The 18,546-nt window shown below is 48.2% G+C and carries 13 protein-coding genes; 11 read left to right on the forward strand and 2 right to left on the reverse strand.

Features of this window, described 5'->3' with window-relative positions; genetic code table 11:
• Positions 1-15: 15 nt before the first annotated feature.
• Positions 16-765 (forward strand): triose-phosphate isomerase, encoded by a 750-nt coding sequence (gene tpiA / locus EJL91_RS21450; protein ID WP_125144010.1) that lies wholly within the window; start codon positions 16-18, stop codon positions 763-765.
• A gap of 167 nt (positions 766-932) precedes the next feature.
• Here tpiA and EJL91_RS21455 read toward each other — a convergent pair whose 3' ends face one another.
• Positions 933-2,267, reverse strand: coding sequence for a sensor histidine kinase (locus EJL91_RS21455; RefSeq protein WP_125144011.1), 1,335 nt, complete (start codon positions 2,265-2,267; stop codon positions 933-935).
• 333 nt (positions 2,268-2,600) lie between these two features.
• On the opposite strand from EJL91_RS21455, the gene EJL91_RS21460 reads away from it, so the two are divergent.
• The 3 genes from EJL91_RS21460 (at position 2,601) to gpmI (ending at position 7,042) form a co-directional block, all read left to right on the forward strand.
• On the forward strand, positions 2,601-3,338 hold the full coding sequence (locus EJL91_RS21460) for a tyrosine-protein phosphatase (RefSeq protein ID WP_125144012.1): 738 nt from the start codon (positions 2,601-2,603) through the stop codon (positions 3,336-3,338).
• A gap of 38 nt (positions 3,339-3,376) precedes the next feature.
• Complete coding sequence (locus tag EJL91_RS21465; protein WP_125144013.1) at positions 3,377-5,287, forward strand: sensor domain-containing diguanylate cyclase; 1,911 nt, start codon at positions 3,377-3,379, stop codon at positions 5,285-5,287.
• Positions 5,288-5,500: 213 nt separating this feature from the next.
• Positions 5,501-7,042 (forward strand): 2,3-bisphosphoglycerate-independent phosphoglycerate mutase, encoded by a 1,542-nt coding sequence (gene gpmI / locus EJL91_RS21470; protein WP_125144014.1) that lies wholly within the window; start codon positions 5,501-5,503, stop codon positions 7,040-7,042.
• A 176-nt stretch (positions 7,043-7,218) separates the two neighbouring features.
• Here the strand turns inward: gpmI and EJL91_RS21475 are convergent, their stop codons facing one another.
• Positions 7,219-8,031 (reverse strand): hypothetical protein, encoded by an 813-nt coding sequence (locus tag EJL91_RS21475; protein WP_125144015.1) that lies wholly within the window; start codon positions 8,029-8,031, stop codon positions 7,219-7,221.
• Between the two features lie 192 nt (positions 8,032-8,223).
• On the opposite strand from EJL91_RS21475, the gene EJL91_RS21480 reads away from it, so the two are divergent.
• The 7 genes from EJL91_RS21480 to holA all read left to right on the forward strand — a co-directional run bounded on the left by EJL91_RS21480 (position 8,224) and on the right by holA (position 18,545).
• On the forward strand, positions 8,224-9,030 hold the full coding sequence (locus tag EJL91_RS21480; protein WP_243125517.1) for a hypothetical protein: 807 nt from the start codon (positions 8,224-8,226) through the stop codon (positions 9,028-9,030).
• Positions 9,031-9,198: 168 nt separating this feature from the next.
• Positions 9,199-10,977 (forward strand): ABC transporter ATP-binding protein, encoded by a 1,779-nt coding sequence (locus EJL91_RS21485; protein WP_423243463.1) that lies wholly within the window; start codon positions 9,199-9,201, stop codon positions 10,975-10,977.
• A complete protein-coding gene (locus EJL91_RS21490) occupies positions 10,974-11,837 on the forward strand; it encodes a DegV family protein (RefSeq protein ID WP_125144017.1) in 864 nt (287 codons plus the stop codon). The genes EJL91_RS21485 and EJL91_RS21490 overlap by 4 nt, the downstream gene beginning before the upstream one ends.
• Positions 11,838-13,283, forward strand: a complete 1,446-nt coding sequence (locus EJL91_RS21495; protein ID WP_206429534.1) for a sensor histidine kinase — start codon at positions 11,838-11,840, stop codon at positions 13,281-13,283. It begins immediately after the preceding gene.
• A 95-nt stretch (positions 13,284-13,378) separates the two neighbouring features.
• Positions 13,379-14,302, forward strand: coding sequence for a GerMN domain-containing protein (locus tag EJL91_RS21500; RefSeq protein WP_125144018.1), 924 nt, complete (start codon positions 13,379-13,381; stop codon positions 14,300-14,302).
• A 457-nt stretch (positions 14,303-14,759) separates the two neighbouring features.
• Positions 14,760-17,462, forward strand: a complete 2,703-nt coding sequence (locus EJL91_RS21505; RefSeq protein ID WP_125144019.1) for a ComEC/Rec2 family competence protein — start codon at positions 14,760-14,762, stop codon at positions 17,460-17,462.
• 111 nt (positions 17,463-17,573) lie between these two features.
• Positions 17,574-18,545 (forward strand): DNA polymerase III subunit delta, encoded by a 972-nt coding sequence (holA, locus tag EJL91_RS21510; RefSeq protein WP_125144020.1) that lies wholly within the window; start codon positions 17,574-17,576, stop codon positions 18,543-18,545.
• Position 18,546 lies beyond the last annotated feature (1 nt).

An 18,546-nucleotide genomic window follows, 5' to 3' on the forward strand; every position in this document is an offset into this window, starting at 1 on the left:
TAGGAGGATAAAAAGATGGCAAGAAGAAAGATTGTTGCAGGCAACTGGAAGATGAATATGACCCCAACGGAGGCAGTTGCCCTTGTAAATACATTAAAACCACTGGTAGCTTCAGAAGAGACGGACGTTGTTTTCTGTGTTCCGGCAATCGACATTATCCCAGTCGTTGAAGCCTGCAAGGGAAGCAATATCGCAGTGGGCGCCGAGAATATGTACTTTGAAGAAAAAGGCGCATACACCGGAGAAATCGCACCAAACATGCTCACGGACGCCGGAGTGAAATATGTGATTATCGGACATTCCGAGAGAAGAGAGTACTTTGCAGAGACGAATGAGACCGTAAATAAAAAAGTCCTGAAGGCTTTTGAACACGGCCTCACTCCAATCGTATGCTGCGGAGAGACTCTGACACAGAGAGAACAGGGAATTACGATCGACTGGATCCGCCAGCAGATTAAGATTGCTTTCTTGGACGTGACCGCAGAGCAGGCCAAAACTGCCGTAATTGCCTATGAGCCAATCTGGGCTATCGGAACAGGAAAGACGGCTACAACGGAGCAGGCAGAAGAGGTATGTGCGGCAATCCGCGTATGCATCGGTGAGATTTACGATGAGGCGACGGCAGAGGCAATCCGCATCCAGTACGGCGGTTCTGTAAACGGCGGCAACGCTGCGGAACTGTTTGCACAGCCGGATATCGACGGCGGCCTGGTAGGCGGAGCTTCCCTGAAAGAAGAGTTTGGGAAAATTGTGAATTATAAATAAATTAGTCTGAGTAAATCAGGAGCCAAATGACGTAAAGCCAGGTGGCTCCTTTTTTAATTCATAGGAAATTACGTCATATGGATTAAAAAACGCTCCGCGAGGATGCACATGCCGCGCAGAGGTAACATCGGAAGTGCTCCTATGATGTAAAAAGAGTTCTTGGAAAATTATTTTTCTAAATCCCTGTTTAAAAAGATTCTTGCCTGAAATTTACCGTCCTGATATGCAAAATCCGCGCTTCCGCGATAGCGTTCTGCGATCTTTTTTATTGAAGAGATTCCGATTCCGGGGGAACCATAGTTTCTCTTGGCTGACAGAAATGTTCCGGAGCGCTGCCGGACGGCGTCATCGCAGCTGTTGACAACTTGAATGGCAATGAAATTCTGGCTTCCGGTGCTCAGCTTCAGGTCAATATAGCGTTCCCCTGATGCTTGGCGTCGGCAGGCTTCCAGTGCGTTTTCTAAGAGGTTTCCCAGTACAACGCAAACATCATTCTCGCGGCATGGCAATTCTTTTAGTGTTTCCAGTATGACATTCATACGTATATTTTCCCGTTTGGCAGTCCGTATGTAAAAATGAATCATGGAATCCAGGGCATGATTTTCACACAGCGGAAGTTCTTCCGATTCCATCTGTTCCAGATAAGAGCTGACATATTCTTTCAGCTTTTCCGTCTCGCCTCTGCCTGCATAACCAGCGATTGCGCGCATCTGATGGCCCAGATCATGACGCATCCGACGGGTCTCCTCAATGCTTTCGCTGAGTTTTTGGTACTGTTCTTTCTGCATCTGAAGCTGCCGGCCGGCGGCTGCCAGTTTTTCCCGGTCTTCCACATGCTTTACCACCTCGAGCAGGGTGCTGATTACCAAATAGTATGCCAGAATAGTAGCGATGGCCCAGAACAGAGGAACCATGATATTCATATCCGACCAGACACTGTCCAGAACGACGTACTGCTCAGATATGCCGATGCGGTAAACGATATAAAAAGACAGGGGCATGATCCAGATGTACCGCCAAAATCTCATTCCTGCCGTGGTGTCCGCCAGCCCAGTGAGCTTTTCTTTTGAAAACCGCCAGATGAGCGGAATGCCGGCTGCAATGAGAGCAAATTGGATAGGATAGAAAAAAAACATATTGTCGGTTACACGGCCAAGGAGATAATACTGAATCACTTTAGCTGCCATAAACGTGTCATCCACATAGGTTTGGATTACAAAGTAGAAAAAAACGCATTCACTGAGCCGACAGTAAAAGAGCAGGCGGCACAACAGCATGGTCAGCAAAAAGTAGATTACGATGTAACAGTATTGCCACACGGCCGCTACTTTAAAAACACTCAGGTAGTAACTGGAAACAGCAGTAACAGCAAGTCCGGAGGCGATAACGAAATAAAATTTTGCACCGAACAGTTTTTTCCTGTTTCGGAATGTAAGACAGAGCATAACCAGATTAAAAGAGACCAGCAGCACTGTCTGTAATATGCTTAAAGATATTTTCACCTGCCCCGCCCCCTTTCTGTTGTGATGGAGAATTTTGCGTTGAGATGTTCCGGCCTTTCAATGTCACAGGAAAAGTATAGTATAAAAACACATACAATTCAAGCGTTGAGAGAACCGACGAAAAAGATAGGACCTTTTACAGGAGCTGGAGAGTCTCTGGTGCTTGATTACGGATATCCGTCATAAAGAGAAGAAAAGGGTAAAATTACCAAACTTGTATTATGCAATCACAACCCGGTGGGGTAGAGCGTTGAAACGCCCGTTTTACTGTGTTATAATAAATTGGTCAAGCTCACAAAGAGAGATTGCCATGACAGAAAGGGGACAGAACAAATGGACAGACCGGTTAAAAGGTTCCGCCTGGAACATTGTCTTAATATGAGGGATTTGGGGGGCTATGAGACAGCCGACGGCAGAAACACTGCTTTTGGGAAACTTTTGAGGGCAGGAGCTCTTCAGAACCTGACGGAGGGGGAGTGGAAACGCCTCATGGATTACGGGGTGAGGACAGTGCTGGATCTGCGCAGTCTGCCGGAGATAGAACAGGGGCCGGATAATGTGCCTGAAGGGGTGGAATGGTACCACTGTCCAATTCAGACAGAACAGATTGATGCAAAGGACATATCGGAATCTGCCGAGAAAGCATTTGCCGGGAGCCTTACGGAAGGATATATGAACATTGTCAGAAACCACGGCGCACTTTTGGCAGAGACGGTCCGTAAGCTGATTGCCGGGCTGGAGCGCGGTGCAGTGCTGTTTCACTGTACGGCAGGAAAAGACAGAACCGGCATTGTAGCTTCCTGCATTTACTTTCTCTGCGGTATTGCCGATGAAGATATAATAGCAGATTATGAAGTGACCTATACATATAATAAAAAAGGTATGAACAAACTGCTGGGGATGCTGGACGAAGAGGCCAGGGGCAGGATGGAGCCGTTTATGAAGGCGGACGCGCAGAGTATGGAGCGTCTTCTGGATTTTTACAGGGAGATTTCTCTGCCTGAATATTTAAAGCGGTACGGTGTGACAGAGGATGATATCAGACTGCTGCAAATGAATTTCCTTTTCTGACAGAGTGGGACAATTCGAAACAAAGGGGAGAAATCGGTATGAAAAATAGCAAGCTTTTTAAGACGAATGCGCTGGTCAGCCTCATTCTGGTAATTGGTTTTACTCTTACGGCCATGTTAAGCTATCGGGCTAATTATCGTGCGTCGCTTGATAACATTGAGCAGGTGTCATCCCTGACTGCAGAAGGAATTTATTATCAGTTGACGACAAAGTTTACAAAGCCCGTCAATACTTCATTGACCATGGCCCATGACAGTTTGCTGCTGGAGCATCTTTCGGAAGAGCTTGATCATCTTGAGGATGAAGACTATATAGAAAAAACGAAAACATACCTCGACACATACCGGGAAAAATACGGATTCGATTCCGTGTTTCTCGTCTCCGCAGCCACTTCCCGATACTATAATTTTAATGGAGTTGACCGTATTCTGACTGAGGACAGCCCGGAAAACGCCTGGTATTATGAACTGCTGAAAAGCAATCAGGATTATTCACTGAACGTGGATAATGATGAAGTGGCCGGCGCTGACAATGTGATCACTGTGTTTGTGAATTGCAAGGTGCAGGATAACGACGGCGCGACACTGGGAATTATTGGAGTCGGGATACGGATTAATTATCTGAAAGATCTGCTTCAGAGTTATGAGGATAAATTTAACATAAAGGCCAGTCTGCTCAGTCTGGACGGAACGATTGAGATATCGACTACTTTTAATGGCTATGACAAGACAGACTGGTTTGAGGTAAATGACTGTGAATCGATAAGGGGACAGATTCTGGAGTGGAGGGAAACTGATTCTAATCTGGAGACATGGGCATCGCAGGGAGGCCAAAACCAGGAAAAAAGCTATGTGGTGGTACGCTATATTCCGGAGCTGTCCTGGTTACTTACAGTGGAACAGAACACGGGCCAGCTTCTCAATGACATAAGATTACAGCTTTTGACCACCGGAATAATGCTTTTCCTTATAGTTATAATTGTTCTGTTTGTCATTACTGCAGTAATCCGTAACTTTAACAGGCAGATTACCGAGTTGATGGAAGAGAGGCAGGGGAGTTTTAAAAGGGCGACGGAGCAGCTTTACGATAATATTTATGAGCTGAATATTACGAAAGACTGTACCGTAGGAAAAAGAACCGAGGAATATTTTGAGAGCCTTGGCGCAAAAGGCCTTCCATACAGCGAGGGGCTTCGCGTTATTGCTGAAAAACAGATTAAAGAGGAATTCAGGGAAGGTTATATCAGAACTTTTGAGCCGTCCAATGTTATAAAAGAGTATGAAAGCGGCAACAGCCACCTTTGCTATGATTTTCAAATTACGCAGGATGGATCTTCTTATTTCTGGATGCGGATAGACGCCTATGTATTCCTTTCGGCAGAAGACAAGTCACTTCATATGTTTACCTACAGAAAGAATATAGAGAAGGAAAAGGAAAAAGAGATACAGGCCGTAATGGATCAGATGACGCTTTTCTACAGTAAGACGGAAACGGAGCGCCTGATTGATGCGGCGCTGACGAAACCCCTGCAGGAAATGTACGCGTTCTTCATTTTTGATATTGACAATTTTAAACTGGTAAACGATCAGTTTGGCCATGCATTTGGGGATTACTGCATTAAAGAATTTACCGGTATTATCAGAAGCCATTTTGGCGAAGAGGACATCCTGGGGAGGATTGGAGGCGACGAATTTGCTGCTTTTGCCCGTGTTCCGGATGAGAACTGGGTAAGGGAAAAAGCCAAACAGCTTACAGAAGCTCTTGATACAGTGATGGAGTACCGGGATATGAAGTGGAATATATCGGCAAGCATCGGCGTGGCAGTTTTTCCATCCGGAGGAAAACAGTTCTTTGAGTTATACAGGAATGCCGACACAGCGCTTTATCAGACAAAGGAAAGGGGCAAGAACGGATATACCGTTTATGAGCCCGATATACCGACGGAATAAACAGGAAAACCAGGTAAAATTCGTCAAAAATTTATCATACAGCCATTGAAACTTACCGCAAAATCATGTAAAATAAGAAATTGGCAAGAATAATATAAATGCCTTCTGTTTTGCCCGTGATATCCGGAGTTTCAGTGGCTTTTTTTGGGGCATCAGACCCGGCTTAAGAATGCGCCCGGGTGAAACAGGAGAAGAAGATAAAGGAGATAGATTATGAGCAAGAAACCAACTGTATTAATGATACTTGATGGTTACGGCCTTAACAGCAATTGTGAGCACAATGCGGTTTGTGAGGCGAAGACGCCGGTTATGGATCAGTTGATGAGCCAGTGTCCTTACGTGAGAGGCAATGCCAGCGGTCTTGCTGTCGGTCTTCCCGACGGCCAGATGGGCAACTCTGAAGTAGGCCATTTGAATATGGGAGCCGGCCGTATTGTATATCAGGAACTTACAAGAATTACAAAATCTATCGAAGACGGTGATTTCTTCACCGTCCCGGAATTTATGAAAGCAGTGGAAAACTGCAAAAAGAATAATTCGGCTCTTCATCTGTTCGGACTGGTTTCCGACGGAGGCGTGCACAGCCATAATACCCACATCTACGGCCTCCTTGAACTGGCTAAGAAAAACGGCCTGGAGAAAGTATTCGTACACTGTTTCCTGGACGGCCGCGATACACCGCCTGCATCGGGCAGGAGTTTTGTCGCCGCGCTGGAAGAGAAGATGAAAGAGATTGGCGTCGGCCGCGTGGCTTCCGTAATGGGACGCTACTATGTAATGGACCGTGACAAAAACTGGGATCGTGTGGAGCGTGCATATAAGGTTCTGGTGGACGGCGAGGGAGAGAAGGCGGACAGTGCGACAGGCGGCATCCAGGCATCCTACGATAAGGAAATTAATGATGAGTTTGTGGTTCCCTTCAATGTGGAGGAGAACGGTAAACCTGCCGCTCTGATTCAGGACGGGGATTCCGTGATTTTCTATAACTTCCGTCCCGACCGCGCAAGGGAGATTACAAGAGCATTCTGTGATGATGACTTTACCGGTTTTGAAAGAAAAAAACGTCTTGATCTGGTGTTTGTATGCTTTACGGATTATGACGAGACAATCGGCAATAAACTGGTTGCTTTCAGAAAAGAAGAGATTACCAATACATTCGGTGAATTTCTGGCGGCGCATGGAAAAACGCAGGCAAGGATCGCCGAGACGGAGAAATACGCCCATGTGACATTCTTCTTTAACGGAGGAATCGAGGAGCCGAACAAAGGCGAGGACCGTATTCTTGTTCCGTCACCGAAAGAAGTTCCGACCTATGATCTGAAACCGGAGATGAGTGCACCGCAGGTATGTGATAAACTGGTGGAGGCAATAAGGTCAGGAAAATATGATGTGATTATTATCAACTTTGCAAATCCTGATATGGTAGGCCATACGGGAGTTGAAGCGGCCGCCATTAAGGCAATTGAAACGGTGGATGCCTGCGTGGGAAGAACCGTGGATGCCATCAGGGAAACGGACGGCGTGCTCTTCATCTGTGCCGACCATGGTAATGCAGAGCAGCTTGTGGATTATGAGACAGGCGAACCCTGGACTGCCCATACGACGAACCAGGTGCCTTTCATCCTTGTAAACGCAGATCCGGCTTACAAATTGAGGGAAGGCGGATGTCTGGCCGATATTGCTCCAACCTTAATTGAATTGATGGGAATGGAACAGCCGAAGGAAATGACGGGAAAATCCCTGCTTGTGAGGTGACGGGAAAATCTAAGCTAATAAAGTGACAGTAAATTACTGCTCCTGAATTAAAAGATAAAAGATGAGAAATAATAAATAAGAAACACCCCGGCCGACCGGAAACTCCTGAAAAGAGAACCGGTAATCCGGGGTGTTTTCTGCATCATTGAAAGGGCATCGCTTCACCGGACGTTGAATTACTCGTAAAGCTTGTGATAGATTTCTTCGCTGAGGGCATCAACATAGGCCTGGTTCGGAAGATCCTGTCCTGTAATCAGACGATCCTGAATTAATTCGAACCGCTTCAATTCCAGTTCTTCCCCGGCCAGTCCTGGTTCCTCTTTTTTCAGTTCCTCATCCAGTTGGGTTCCGGTCCAGGTGGAGGTAAACCATGCAATCAGCTCCTCCGTGCGTTTTTCTTCCGCTTCCGCCTGTTTCAGGGCTGTGGCCAGGGAACTGCGGGTCTTGAATGAGACGACGAGGCAGGCAAGGCCGATGAGCGTAATAACCGACTGGAAGAAAATTTTGGAGCCTCCGGCCATTGGAAGATTGATAATTCCGGCCCAGCAGACGGCGGCAAACACGACCGCAGCACCTCCCACCATCAGAAAAGCGGAGCCGGAAGAACGAAGATCCTCGCAGCGCTGACGGCCGCTGACATAGACTCCGGGCGAGACGGCCCTGGCCCGGGGTTCCTGTGTTCCGCCCGTGCCGGCACCTTCTGTCTTGTCCTCCGGTTCGCTGTCGCGGCTTAAAAACGTCTCAAAATTCTCCAGGTTTTCCAGACTGTCCAGGTGTTCAAAATCAATCAGGTTATCCATGAGCTGCGAGGCGTCAAAGCCCTCCATGTCATGGTAGCGGTCCGTGGCAGCTTCTATTTTCTGCTGCTTCTCCAGTGCACGTTTTTCGGCTTCATAAGCTTCCTGTGACTCCACGAGCTCACCGCCGCAGTCACTGCATGTAGTGATTCCATCGACAAATTCCATGTCGCATTTCGGGCAATATGGCATAATCAGTTCTCCTTGGTATTTTATATAGGTTTATTATAAGATAGAAACGGAGATACGTCCAGAGGGAGTTGAGAAATGAGGACGTCTGCGCGATGATAAAATTTTTTTGATCCAGCGGCAACTTTTTTTCTTCTTTGGCAGTCTAATATTTGAAAAGACAGTTAAAACGAAAAAATTAAAAAGGAGAAAAAAATGATGAAATTAAACAAGGTTAAAAAATATGCTGCTGTTGCAATGTGTGCTCTGGCTATGGTGAATGCGGTTCCTGCCATGCCTGCTTATGCGGCGCGGCGGAACCATGCTACAGCCTCTGCCGGGAAAGATACGGCTAAGATGCAGGATATTGCGGAAAAGGTGCAGCATGCATTTAAGAAACAGGATCTTGGAAAGGTGGCGGACCTCTGTGCGTTTCCGGTGGTCATTTCCTATGCGAGTGGCGAATTGGAGGAAATCCCTGATAAAGCCGGTTTTATGGCCCTGGGAAACTCAACGGTTTTTACGCAGAAGCTTCTTGATTCAATTGAATCCACAAACATTGCCAAGCTGAGCGGCGCCGGCAACGGAGCCGTACAGATGGGCGGGGATTACGGACTGGCGCTCTGCAAGATTAACGGGAAGTGGAAAATCAACAATTTTATTTTAGACAGCGTTAAAAGCACTGTATCCGATTCTGTCAACGTTAAAGATGCGGCCCAGATGGCGGAACTGATACAGAAAACATTCTCCTACCGTGACCTGGAAACTCTTTCCAAGATGTGCAACTACCCGGTCATCATTACCTATGCCGACGGCAGTTCCGTTGAATACAGCACGCCCCAGCAGCTCATCAAACTCGGAGAAGATAAAGTCTTCACAAAAAAACTTTCAACAGCAATAGACCAGACCGATATCAAAAAGCTCCAGGAAATCGGAAACTCCGGCGTCCAGATGGGCAATAGTTCCGGACTCAACATGTACAAATTCAACGGCTACTGGAAAATCAACCAGATTTATCAGTAATAAATACCCAAGGGGTACCGTGCAATTACTTCACTGAAGCAGTTGCGCGGTACCCTTTTCTCAATCGCCATCCAGGAAAGAAATTTCTTTATCCACTTCCATTTACCCTCAAAATAAGATAGAATAAAAAGAGCGTTCAAAAGAAGGGAAGAGATACTGATGAACCGAATGAAGACGAGTGAACTGATGAAACGCTTCGCACCGTATTATCTGAGATATTGGAAGGTGCTGCTGTTTGATTTATTCTGTGCTGCGCTGACGACGCTGTGTGAGATCGTGCTGCCGCTTATTTTGCGGTATATTACCAACGAGGGGATGTATAATCTGGCAAACCTTACGGTAAAGACGATTGTCACCATCGGCCTTATGTACTTTGGGCTCAGAATCGTGGATGGGCTGGCCAGCTTTTATATGGCCTACACGGGCCACATTATGGGAGCCAGGATTGAGACGGATATGAGGAAGGACGCATTCTGCCACCTGCAGAAGCTGTCGGACAGTTTTTACAGCAACACGAAGGTGGGGCAGATTATGTCCCGCATTACAAGCGATTTGTTTGACGTGACGGAATTTGCCCATCACTGTCCCGAAGAATTTTTTATTGCATTCCTGAAAATCATAATCTCATTTTTCATACTGGCCAGGATTAATCTGCTGCTGACCATAGTGATCTTTATCTTCATTCCCGTTATGGCGGTATCCTGTACTTACTTCAACCTGAAGGTGCGCGCAGCTTTTAAGATGCAGCGCAACCATGTCGGGGAACTGAACGCCCGAATCGAGGACAGCCTTCTGGGAAACAGAGTGGTCAGGGCCTTTGGCAATGAAAAACTGGAAATTGAAAAGTTCCAGCAGGATAATCTCAAATTCCTCGAAATCAAAAAGCAGACTTATTTTTACATGGCGGCATTCCAGGACACGGTCAGGATGTTTGACGGTGTGATGTATGTGGTTGTCATCATCGCCGGCGGGACATTTCTGGTGAGAGGGATTATAAGCCCCGGAGATTTGGTGGCCTATACGATGTATGTGACGACGCTTTTATCCACGATCCGCAGAATCATTGAATTTGCCGAGCAGTTCCAGCGCGGAATGACCGGAATTGAAAGATTCTGTGAAATTATGGACGCTGACATTGATATTTTCAATGAGGACGATGCGGTGGAACTTAAAGATTCCCGCGGAGAGATTACATTTGAAAATGTTTCGTTTGAATATCCGGATGATCACACACTGGTGTTATCCGGGATTAATCTGACTATCCGTCCGGGGGAGAAGATTGCCCTGGTGGGACCTTCCGGCGGCGGTAAGACGACGCTCTGTAACCTGATTCCGAGGTTTTATGACCCGACCGAAGGAAGGATCTGCGTGGATGGGAAAGATCTGCGGGGAATTACGCTGGAGAGCCTGAGAAGCCAGGTGGGTATGGTGCAGCAGGATGTGTACCTGTTCTCCGGTACGATCTATGACAATATTGTATACGGAAGGCCGGGAGCGTCCAGAGAGGAAGTCATCGAGGCGGCCAGGATGGCCGGTGCCGATGAGTTTATTGACGGGATGTCCGGGGGCTACGATACCTATGTGGGGGAGCGCGGCGTGAAGCTGTCGGGAGGACAGAAACAGCGTATCAGCATTGCCAGGGTATTTTTGAAAAATCCGCCGATTCTGATTCTGGATGAGGCGACATCGGCTCTCGACAATGAGAGTGAAAAGATGGTGTCACAGTCTCTCGATAAGCTGGCTGTGGGAAGGACAACACTTACGATTGCCCACAGGCTCAGCACCATCCGAGGCGCGGACCGGATTCTTGTATTGTCCGGCAACGGCATACAGGAAGAGGGAAGCCACGACGAGCTGATGGAAAAACAGGGAATCTACTATCATTTATATACATCTGCCAACGGATTTGAAGATGACGGGGCAGAACGATTGGAGGAAACAAAATGAAAATTGCAGTTGTGACAGACAGCAACAGCGGTATTACGCAGGCGCAGGGCAAGGAACTTGGAATCAAGGTTCTTCCTATGCCTTTTATGATTGATGGAAAAGAATATATGGAGGATATCAGCCTGACACAGCGCGAATTTTATGAGAAGATGGCCGAGGACTTGGATATTTCCACTTCCCAGCCGTCGCCGGATTCAATTGTGGAGCTGTGGGACGGACTCCTTGAAGAATATGATGAGATTGTCCATATTCCGATGTCCAGCGGCCTGTCGGGTTCCTGCCAGACGGCTCTGATGCTGGCCGAGGACTACGACGGCCGTGTCCAGGTGGTAAATAACCACCAGATATCCGTAACCCAGAGACAGTCGGCCCTGGATGCCCTCACGATGGCTGAGAGGGGGATGAGCGCCCTGGAAATCAAGGAGGAGCTTGAACGGACCAGCCATAATTCCACGATCTATATCACGGTGGACACCCTGAAATACCTTAAAAAGGGCGGCAGGATCACGCCGGCCGCCGCGGCTCTCGGAACACTTCTCAGACTGAAACCGGTCCTCACGATACAGGGAGAGAAGCTGGATGCTTTTGCCAAGGCAAGGACGATGAAGCAGGCTAAAGCGATGATGATTTCCGCCATCCAGCACGATTTGGAGACAAGATGGAACGACAGGGAGGGAAAGAACACCCACCTTGAAATTGCCCACAGCAACAGTGAGGAAGCTGCTTTACAGCTGAAAGAGGAGCTGCAGGAGATTTTCCCGGATACGGATATTTATATGGATCCCCTGTCACTGAGTGTTGCGTGCCATATCGGCCCGGGAGGGCTGGCGATCGCGGCAGTGAAGAAAATCGAGAGCTAAATGAGAGAGATGAAGAGACTGAGAAGGAAATTAAAGCGTTCCGTAAGCATGAAGGTGCCGCTGCTTTTCTGTTTCCTGCTGGTGACTCTGATGCCGCTTCTCATACAGGCCAGGTTTCTGGCCGGATTTTTCCGTCAGAGCCAGATTGAGGAGAGCATGATAGAGGCACAGAGCAAATGCCTGATGCTTGCCAACAAGATGGTGACCCTGGATTATATTAACAATCCATCCAACAATCCCGGCCTGGATGCCGAGATGAATGTGACGGCGGATTTGTTTAACGGGCGTATCATCGTCATAGACAGCAGCTTTAAGATAATTAAAGACACGTTTGAGCTGACCAAGGGAAAAACAAGTGTGGTGGAGGAGGTTCTGCGCTCATTTGAGGGAGAAACTATAAACCGGCGGAACAAAAAGAAGGATTATTTTTATCTGACACTCCCGGTTTATTCTAAAGCGGATGCCAAGAAGGTGGAGGGAGTCCTCCTGATGACAGCCTCCACAGAGAGTATGGCCCTTCTGGAAAGCCAGGTTATGCATAAGGCGGGATTTCTGCAGTTTGTGCTTCTGTGCTTTGTGATAGCGGTGGATTTTCTGGCGGCAGCGTTTCTTATGAAACCGTTCAGAAAGCTTCAGGAGAGGCTGAACCTTGTCTCGGAGGGGAATCTCGATCAGGATATCCAGGTGGAAGATTACAAAGAGACAAAAGGCATATCCGACGCAGTCAGCCAGACACTAAAAAAGTTAAAGGCCGTGGACCAGTCCAGACAGGAGTTTGTATCCAACGTTTCCCATGAACTTAAGACGCCTATCACCTCAATCCGGGTGCTGGCGGATTCACTGATGGGGATGGAGGATGCTCCGGTGGAATTGTATAAGGAATTCATGGCGGATATCTCGGATGAGATCGACCGCGAGGGCAAGATTATCGACGATCTTCTTTCGCTTGTTAAGATGGATAAATCCTCACCGGATATGAATATTGCATCTATTTCCATCAATGCGCTGATGGAACAGATTTTAAAGCGCCTGAGGCCGATTGCCAAGAGGCGCAATATTGAGCTGGTATTTGAGAGCCAGAGAGAGGTTACGGCCGATATCGACGAGGTAAAACTGTCGCTGGCCTTAAGCAACCTGGTGGAAAATGCGGTCAAGTACAACCGTGAGGACGGATGGGTCCATGTGGTTCTGGACGCGGATCATAAATTCTTTTATGTAAAGGTAATTGACAACGGAATCGGGATTCCTCAGGAGTTTCAGGAGCACGTGTTTGAGCGTTTCTACAGGGTGGATAAGGCGCGCTCAAGGGAGACGGGCGGAACCGGCCTGGGCCTGGCGATTACAAAAAATATTGTAATTCTGCACCAGGGGGCGATTAAGCTCCAGAGTAAAGAAGGGGAGGGAACCACATTTACGGTCCGCATTCCTCTTAATTACATTCCGTAATATCCCGTTATGGCTGTTTTCAGGTTACTGGGCATGGGGCGGACAGCAACATTTTCGGCTCCGGAACCCTTAGATGTGAAAGGATGGAAGTATATTTGAAACGATTATTTTGCCTTATGGCGGCTCTTTTGCTGTGTCTTGGAATTTCGGGATGCGGACGGGAGAAGAAAATTGCCGAGCCGGAAAAAGGCAGTTACAGGATTTATTATCTGAATCCCTCCAGGACAAAGCTTGCCAGCGTGGAGTATAAAACGGAAACAACCGATCAGGAGACATTGATCGGAGAACTGGCGGGACAGCTTTTAGAGGCTCCGGATAACCCGGATTACCAGGCTGCGCTGGGAGAAAAAGTAATACTTCTGGATATGAGAAAAGAGGACAATGTTCTGTACCTGAATTTTAATAAAGATTATACGGCGATGAAGGCGACGAGGGAGATTCTGTGCCGGGCGGCAATGGCAAAGACCTTTACCCAGGTGGATGGAATTGATTATATCAGTATCAACTGCGACGGACAGCCGCTGCTTGATCACCAGGGCAACCCGGTGGGAGCATTTTCAGCCTCTGATTTCGCGGAGAGCATCTCCGACGTGAACTCCTTTGAGAGAGTGGAGCTGAAGCTCTATTTTGCCAACGAAAAGAAAGATATGCTGGTGGAAGAGACAAGGGAAGTCGTCCACAATGTCAATACCTCGCTGGAGAGACTCGTGGTAGAACAGCTGATAGCCGGTTCGCAGGCGGGGAATTCGCCCGTGCTTCCAAAGGACACCAGGATTTTGAACGTGTCCCTGACGGATAATACCTGCTATGTAAATCTCGACAGTACATTTATAAACGGCGAGGTGGAGGCGGCAGATTATATTCCTGTCTACGCGCTGGTCAATTCACTGACGGAACTGCAGACGGTTAATAAGGTCCAGATTACGGTGAACGGGTCGGCTAATGTGATGTACCGCAATGCGATTTCTCTTTCGACGCCTTTGGAGAGGGAGAAGAAGTATATTGTGGATGAGAAATGAGAACGTCGCCGCAGGCTGGGGGGCGGGATGGTGAGTGGGAGGCTGTGAGTCTTCAGTCCCGGGCTGTGGGATGTCGCGGGTGGGGAATCCGGGCAGAAAAAGTTCCTGCGGGAAACGCTTGCGCTCTTTGGAGTACATAACAGTACTAAGGCGTCTGAGAGACGCCGCCTAAGTGCTGATGGACTCCCAGGTTCCCTCCGGAATCTTTTTCTCCCTACTTCCCCACGGGCAGGTTATGATCCGGGAATGAAGACGCCGAGGTTATCGCTTACCATTCCGGCCCGGTCTGCGGCTGCTGAATTGTTCTGTTTTATCTACCCCGTCGCTATCTTTCAGAGGGGCGCGTCCTCGCATCTAACTAAATCCCAATTTTGGAGGTAATAAAATAAAAAGACCGTTTTTATGGATTGCAGGAGCATATGTACTTGGAGAGGTCGCTGCTTACTGGTTCGGTAAAATGACGGAATACACAGGACGGGCGGCTATTTCAGGCGGCTTGTTTGTGGTGGCGGTATTGTTGGCGGCAGGTATTTTGCTTGGGTTTTATCTGAGGACTGGAACGGGGAGTCTGCTTTTGTTGATTGGGGATGAAAAGGTCCCCAGGGTGTGGCTTTTACTGGCTATTCTGACGTTTTTCTGTTTGTCGGGCTGGTTTAGGATGAGAGTGGAAATGAAGAAATGGCCGCTGGAGGCTGTATTGGCGGAGAGGGAATACGGGGAAGAGCGGGGCGGTAAGACGGGAACGCGGGTGGAGGCGGAAGGCAGGATCCGCGATGTATCGTTTAAAAATGAGATATATACTCTTATTTTGGAGCCGGTGACGGTTACGGCCGGGGAGGAGAGATATGAGGAGAAACGGATCATGGTTTCGGCGGAGGCTAAGACGGCGGAACGCCTGCCGGTGAACCGTTTGAAGGTCGGAATGAATCTGTGGGTGAGAGGAAAAGCGGAATTGTTTCAGGAGGCCAGAAATCCGGGAGAGTTTGATTACAGGATGTATTACCGCTCTCAGAAGCTGCGCTGCAGGATTAAAGCGGATAAGATAGAAACGTCGGGTGGGGATGAGGCTGCTTTTTGGAGACAGATTTCATCCGTCAGGCAATTTGTGAAAGAAGCGCTCGCTTTTCTTTATGGTGAGGAAGACAGAGGTGTTTTTCAGGCTATTCTTCTGGGAGATAAGAGTGAGATGGACAGTGAAATACGTGAGCTGTATCAGGACGGAGGGATTGCCCATGTACTCGCGGTGAGCGGTTTACATGTTTCTTTAATTGGGATGAGTCTATATGGATTTCTGAGAAAAAGAGGCGTTGGATATGGAAAAGCCGGTGTTGTATCGGCGGCGCTGCTTTTTTTCTACGGCTCGATGACGGGATTTGGGGCCTCTGTTTTCCGGGCGGTTTTTATGGTTTTTTGTTCATTTCTGGCTTCGTATCTCGGGCGCACCTATGATTTACTGTCTGCCATGGCGCTTTCCCTTATTTTCCTTCTTTTTGATTCTCCATACCTGCTTTTTACAAGCGGGCTGCAATTGTCATATGGCGCGGTAGGGGCCGTGGGACTTTGTAATGACTGGCGGTCAGCGCAGGGAAAGGAGAGGCGGTTATCGGGGGAGAACGGAAAAAAGATGAAAGACGGGATGGTGGATGTGGGAACTATGCTGAGGGCGCTTCAATCGGCCATGTCTGTCAGTCTGGCGATTCAGGTTGTCACTCTTCCTGCAATATTGTATCATTTTTTTGAATTTCCCCTGTATGGTGTGATTCTTAACCTGGTGGTGATTCCGCTGATGGCATATGTGGCGGGAACGGGTATTGCGGCGATAGGTCTTTACGGTATGTGGAAGGCTGTGGGTGTCTTAAATCTGGTGACTGCAGGAGGGGAGATAGGCGGCGTTTTGAAAAGCGGGCTGAAGCAGTTTCTGGGAGGAGCCGCATACTTACTTGGTATCATCAGCCATGGTGCGGCGGGGCCAGGACACTACATTTTGTCCCTTTACCGTGGGCTTTGCCGTTTCACCCTGCAGCTTCCGTTGGCAACGGCGCTTACGGGGCGTCCTCCGCTTTGGTGCATTGGCATTTATTACGGTGCGCTGGTATTTGTGTATATTCAGGCAGTGAAAAGGACGGCAAGGGCTGAGGGTGAAAGAACGGTTAGAACTGCATTTGGAGTCAGGGCTGAAAGAATGGCTAAAACCGCCGCCTGTTTCTTTGCCGTGTTGTTTCTGACGGTAAGGCCGCGGGTCAGGGGGCTGGAAGTTTATTTCCTGGATGTGGGCCAGGGGGACGGGATATTTTTTCGCACAGGAACCATCACGGCGCTGACGGACTGCGGAAGCAGCCAGCTTAAAAGTGTGGGAAAAAACAGGCTGGTTCCTTTTTTGAAAAGTAAAGGGATTAGCAGGCTGGACTACATTTTTATCAGCCATGGCGACAGCGATCATATAAACGGAATCGTCTGGATGCTGGAAAATGAGGAAAATATATCGGTTGGCCAGATTGTCATGCCCTGTCTGGGAGAAGGGGAGGAAGTTTACAGGCAGATAGAAACGCTGGGGAAAATGAGAGGGGCGGATATTATTTATATGGAGGCCGGGCAAAAGCTGGATGAGGGAACGCTGAAAATCGCCGCCATTTATCCGGATAAGGATGTCTATTCGAAGGACAGAAACGGGCATTCACTGGTGCTTTCCGTCAATTATAAAGAATATAGCATGCTGCTGACAGGGGATGTGGGGACTGCGGGAGAGAAGAGAATGTTAGAGATGGGTTCGTTGGAGAGGGAAACAGCAGGGAAACGTGATAAGAGGGAGAGTGCGGAAACTTATGGTATGCAGACGGAGACGGGAGACGGACCGTACAAAGAGCAGCCGGAAGGCCGGTTTGAAGGGAGAATTTCGGTTTTGAAAGCAGCCCATCACGGTTCCTCTACCTCTACAGGGCAGGAATTTCTGGCCTGTGTGAAACCGTCGGTCACAATCCTGTCGTACGGCCGGGGGAATTCGTACGGTCATCCTTCACTGGAGGTGGTGGAACGTCTGGAAGAAATCGGAACCGGGATTTGGAGCACGGAACGATCGGGTGCCATTCACGTTACGACAGATGGAAAGAAAATGAAGGTAAGTGGTTTTTTGCTGGACAGAAACCGTGGTTCCGGTCTATAATACCAGCAGGACAATCTCCTGACGGACTGCTGTTGGATATCAGCGGCAGAGGCGAAAACGGGTGAAGTAAAACCCGGCGACATTCTAGCAGCATGGAGGAGCAGATGACAGATGCAGATAATCAATGAGGATATAAAGAGCGGACAATACAAAACGGTATACCTGCTGTTCGGTGAAGAGTCATTTTTAAAGCAGAGCTATAAAAAGAAGCTCAAAGAGGCTATTGCCGGTGACGATACAATGAATTACAATTATTTTGAGGGGAAAGGACTGGATGTGAATGAACTGATCAGTCTTGCCGATACGATGCCGTTTTTCAGTGACAGGCGTCTGATTGTGGTGGAGGACAGCGGATTTTTCAAAACTTCCGCCGATGCGCTGACCGACTATCTCCCTTCGGTACCTGATACAACGTGTATTGTATTTGTGGAAGATGCCGTGGACAAGAGAAACCGGCTCTTTAAAAAAGTAAAGGAGCTGGGCCACGTTGCCGAGATGAAGCGGCAGGACAGCGCGCAGCTCGCCAGATGGGCCGGTACAATTCTGGCACAGAACGGGAGAAAAATCACGAATGCCACGATGAACCTGTTTTTGGAGCGGACCGGCGACGATATGGAGAATATCAGAATGGAGCTTGAAAAGCTGATTTCCTATACGATGGGGGCGGACGTGGTCACTTCAGAGGATGTGGAGGCCGTAACAACGGTCCAGGTGACAAATAAGATATTCGATATGGTCAATGCCATCGTAACGAGAAAAACGAGGCTTGCTATGGATTTATATGAAGATCTCCTCACACTGAAAGAACCGCCGATGCGTATTCTGTTCCTGATAGCAAGACAGTTTAACCAGTTATTACTGGTAAAAGAACTGACGGCAAAGGGAACTGACAGAGGTACAATTGCATCAAAACTGAAGATTCCGCCGTTTGTTGCAGGAAAGGTTTCGGCTCAGGCCGGGGCATTTACAAAGGAGCAGATTCTGGCCTGTGTGAAGGGATGTGTGGAGGCAGAGGAAGCGGTGAAAACGGGAAGGCTGAATGACAGGATGGCAGTTGAACTTCTGATTACGAAAAAGTACTGAT

It is taken from the genome of Clostridium transplantifaecale (assembly GCF_900626075.1).
Classification (GTDB): Bacteria; Bacillota; Clostridia; order Lachnospirales; family Lachnospiraceae; genus Otoolea; species Otoolea transplantifaecalis.

Excerpts from the sequence above, each read along its gene's own strand:
- tpiA (WP_125144010.1), top strand. The coding sequence starts at position 16 with ATGGCAAGAAGAAAGATTGTTGCAGGCAACTGGAAGATGAATATGACC.
- EJL91_RS21460 (WP_125144012.1), top strand. The coding sequence starts at position 2,601 with ATGGACAGACCGGTTAAAAGGTTCCGCCTGGAACATTGTCTTAATATG.
- EJL91_RS21465 (WP_125144013.1), top strand. The coding sequence starts at position 3,377 with ATGAAAAATAGCAAGCTTTTTAAGACGAATGCGCTGGTCAGCCTCATT.
- gpmI (WP_125144014.1), top strand. The coding sequence starts at position 5,501 with ATGAGCAAGAAACCAACTGTATTAATGATACTTGATGGTTACGGCCTT.
- EJL91_RS21475 (WP_125144015.1), bottom strand. The coding sequence starts at position 8,031 with ATGCCATATTGCCCGAAATGCGACATGGAATTTGTCGATGGAATCACT.
- EJL91_RS21480 (WP_243125517.1), top strand. The coding sequence starts at position 8,224 with ATGATGAAATTAAACAAGGTTAAAAAATATGCTGCTGTTGCAATGTGT.
- EJL91_RS21485 (WP_423243463.1), top strand. The coding sequence starts at position 9,199 with ATGAAGACGAGTGAACTGATGAAACGCTTCGCACCGTATTATCTGAGA.
- EJL91_RS21490 (WP_125144017.1), top strand. The coding sequence starts at position 10,974 with ATGAAAATTGCAGTTGTGACAGACAGCAACAGCGGTATTACGCAGGCG.
- EJL91_RS21495 (WP_206429534.1), top strand. The coding sequence starts at position 11,838 with ATGAGAGAGATGAAGAGACTGAGAAGGAAATTAAAGCGTTCCGTAAGC.
- EJL91_RS21505 (WP_125144019.1), top strand. The coding sequence starts at position 14,760 with ATGACGGAATACACAGGACGGGCGGCTATTTCAGGCGGCTTGTTTGTG.
- holA (WP_125144020.1), top strand. The coding sequence starts at position 17,574 with ATGCAGATAATCAATGAGGATATAAAGAGCGGACAATACAAAACGGTA.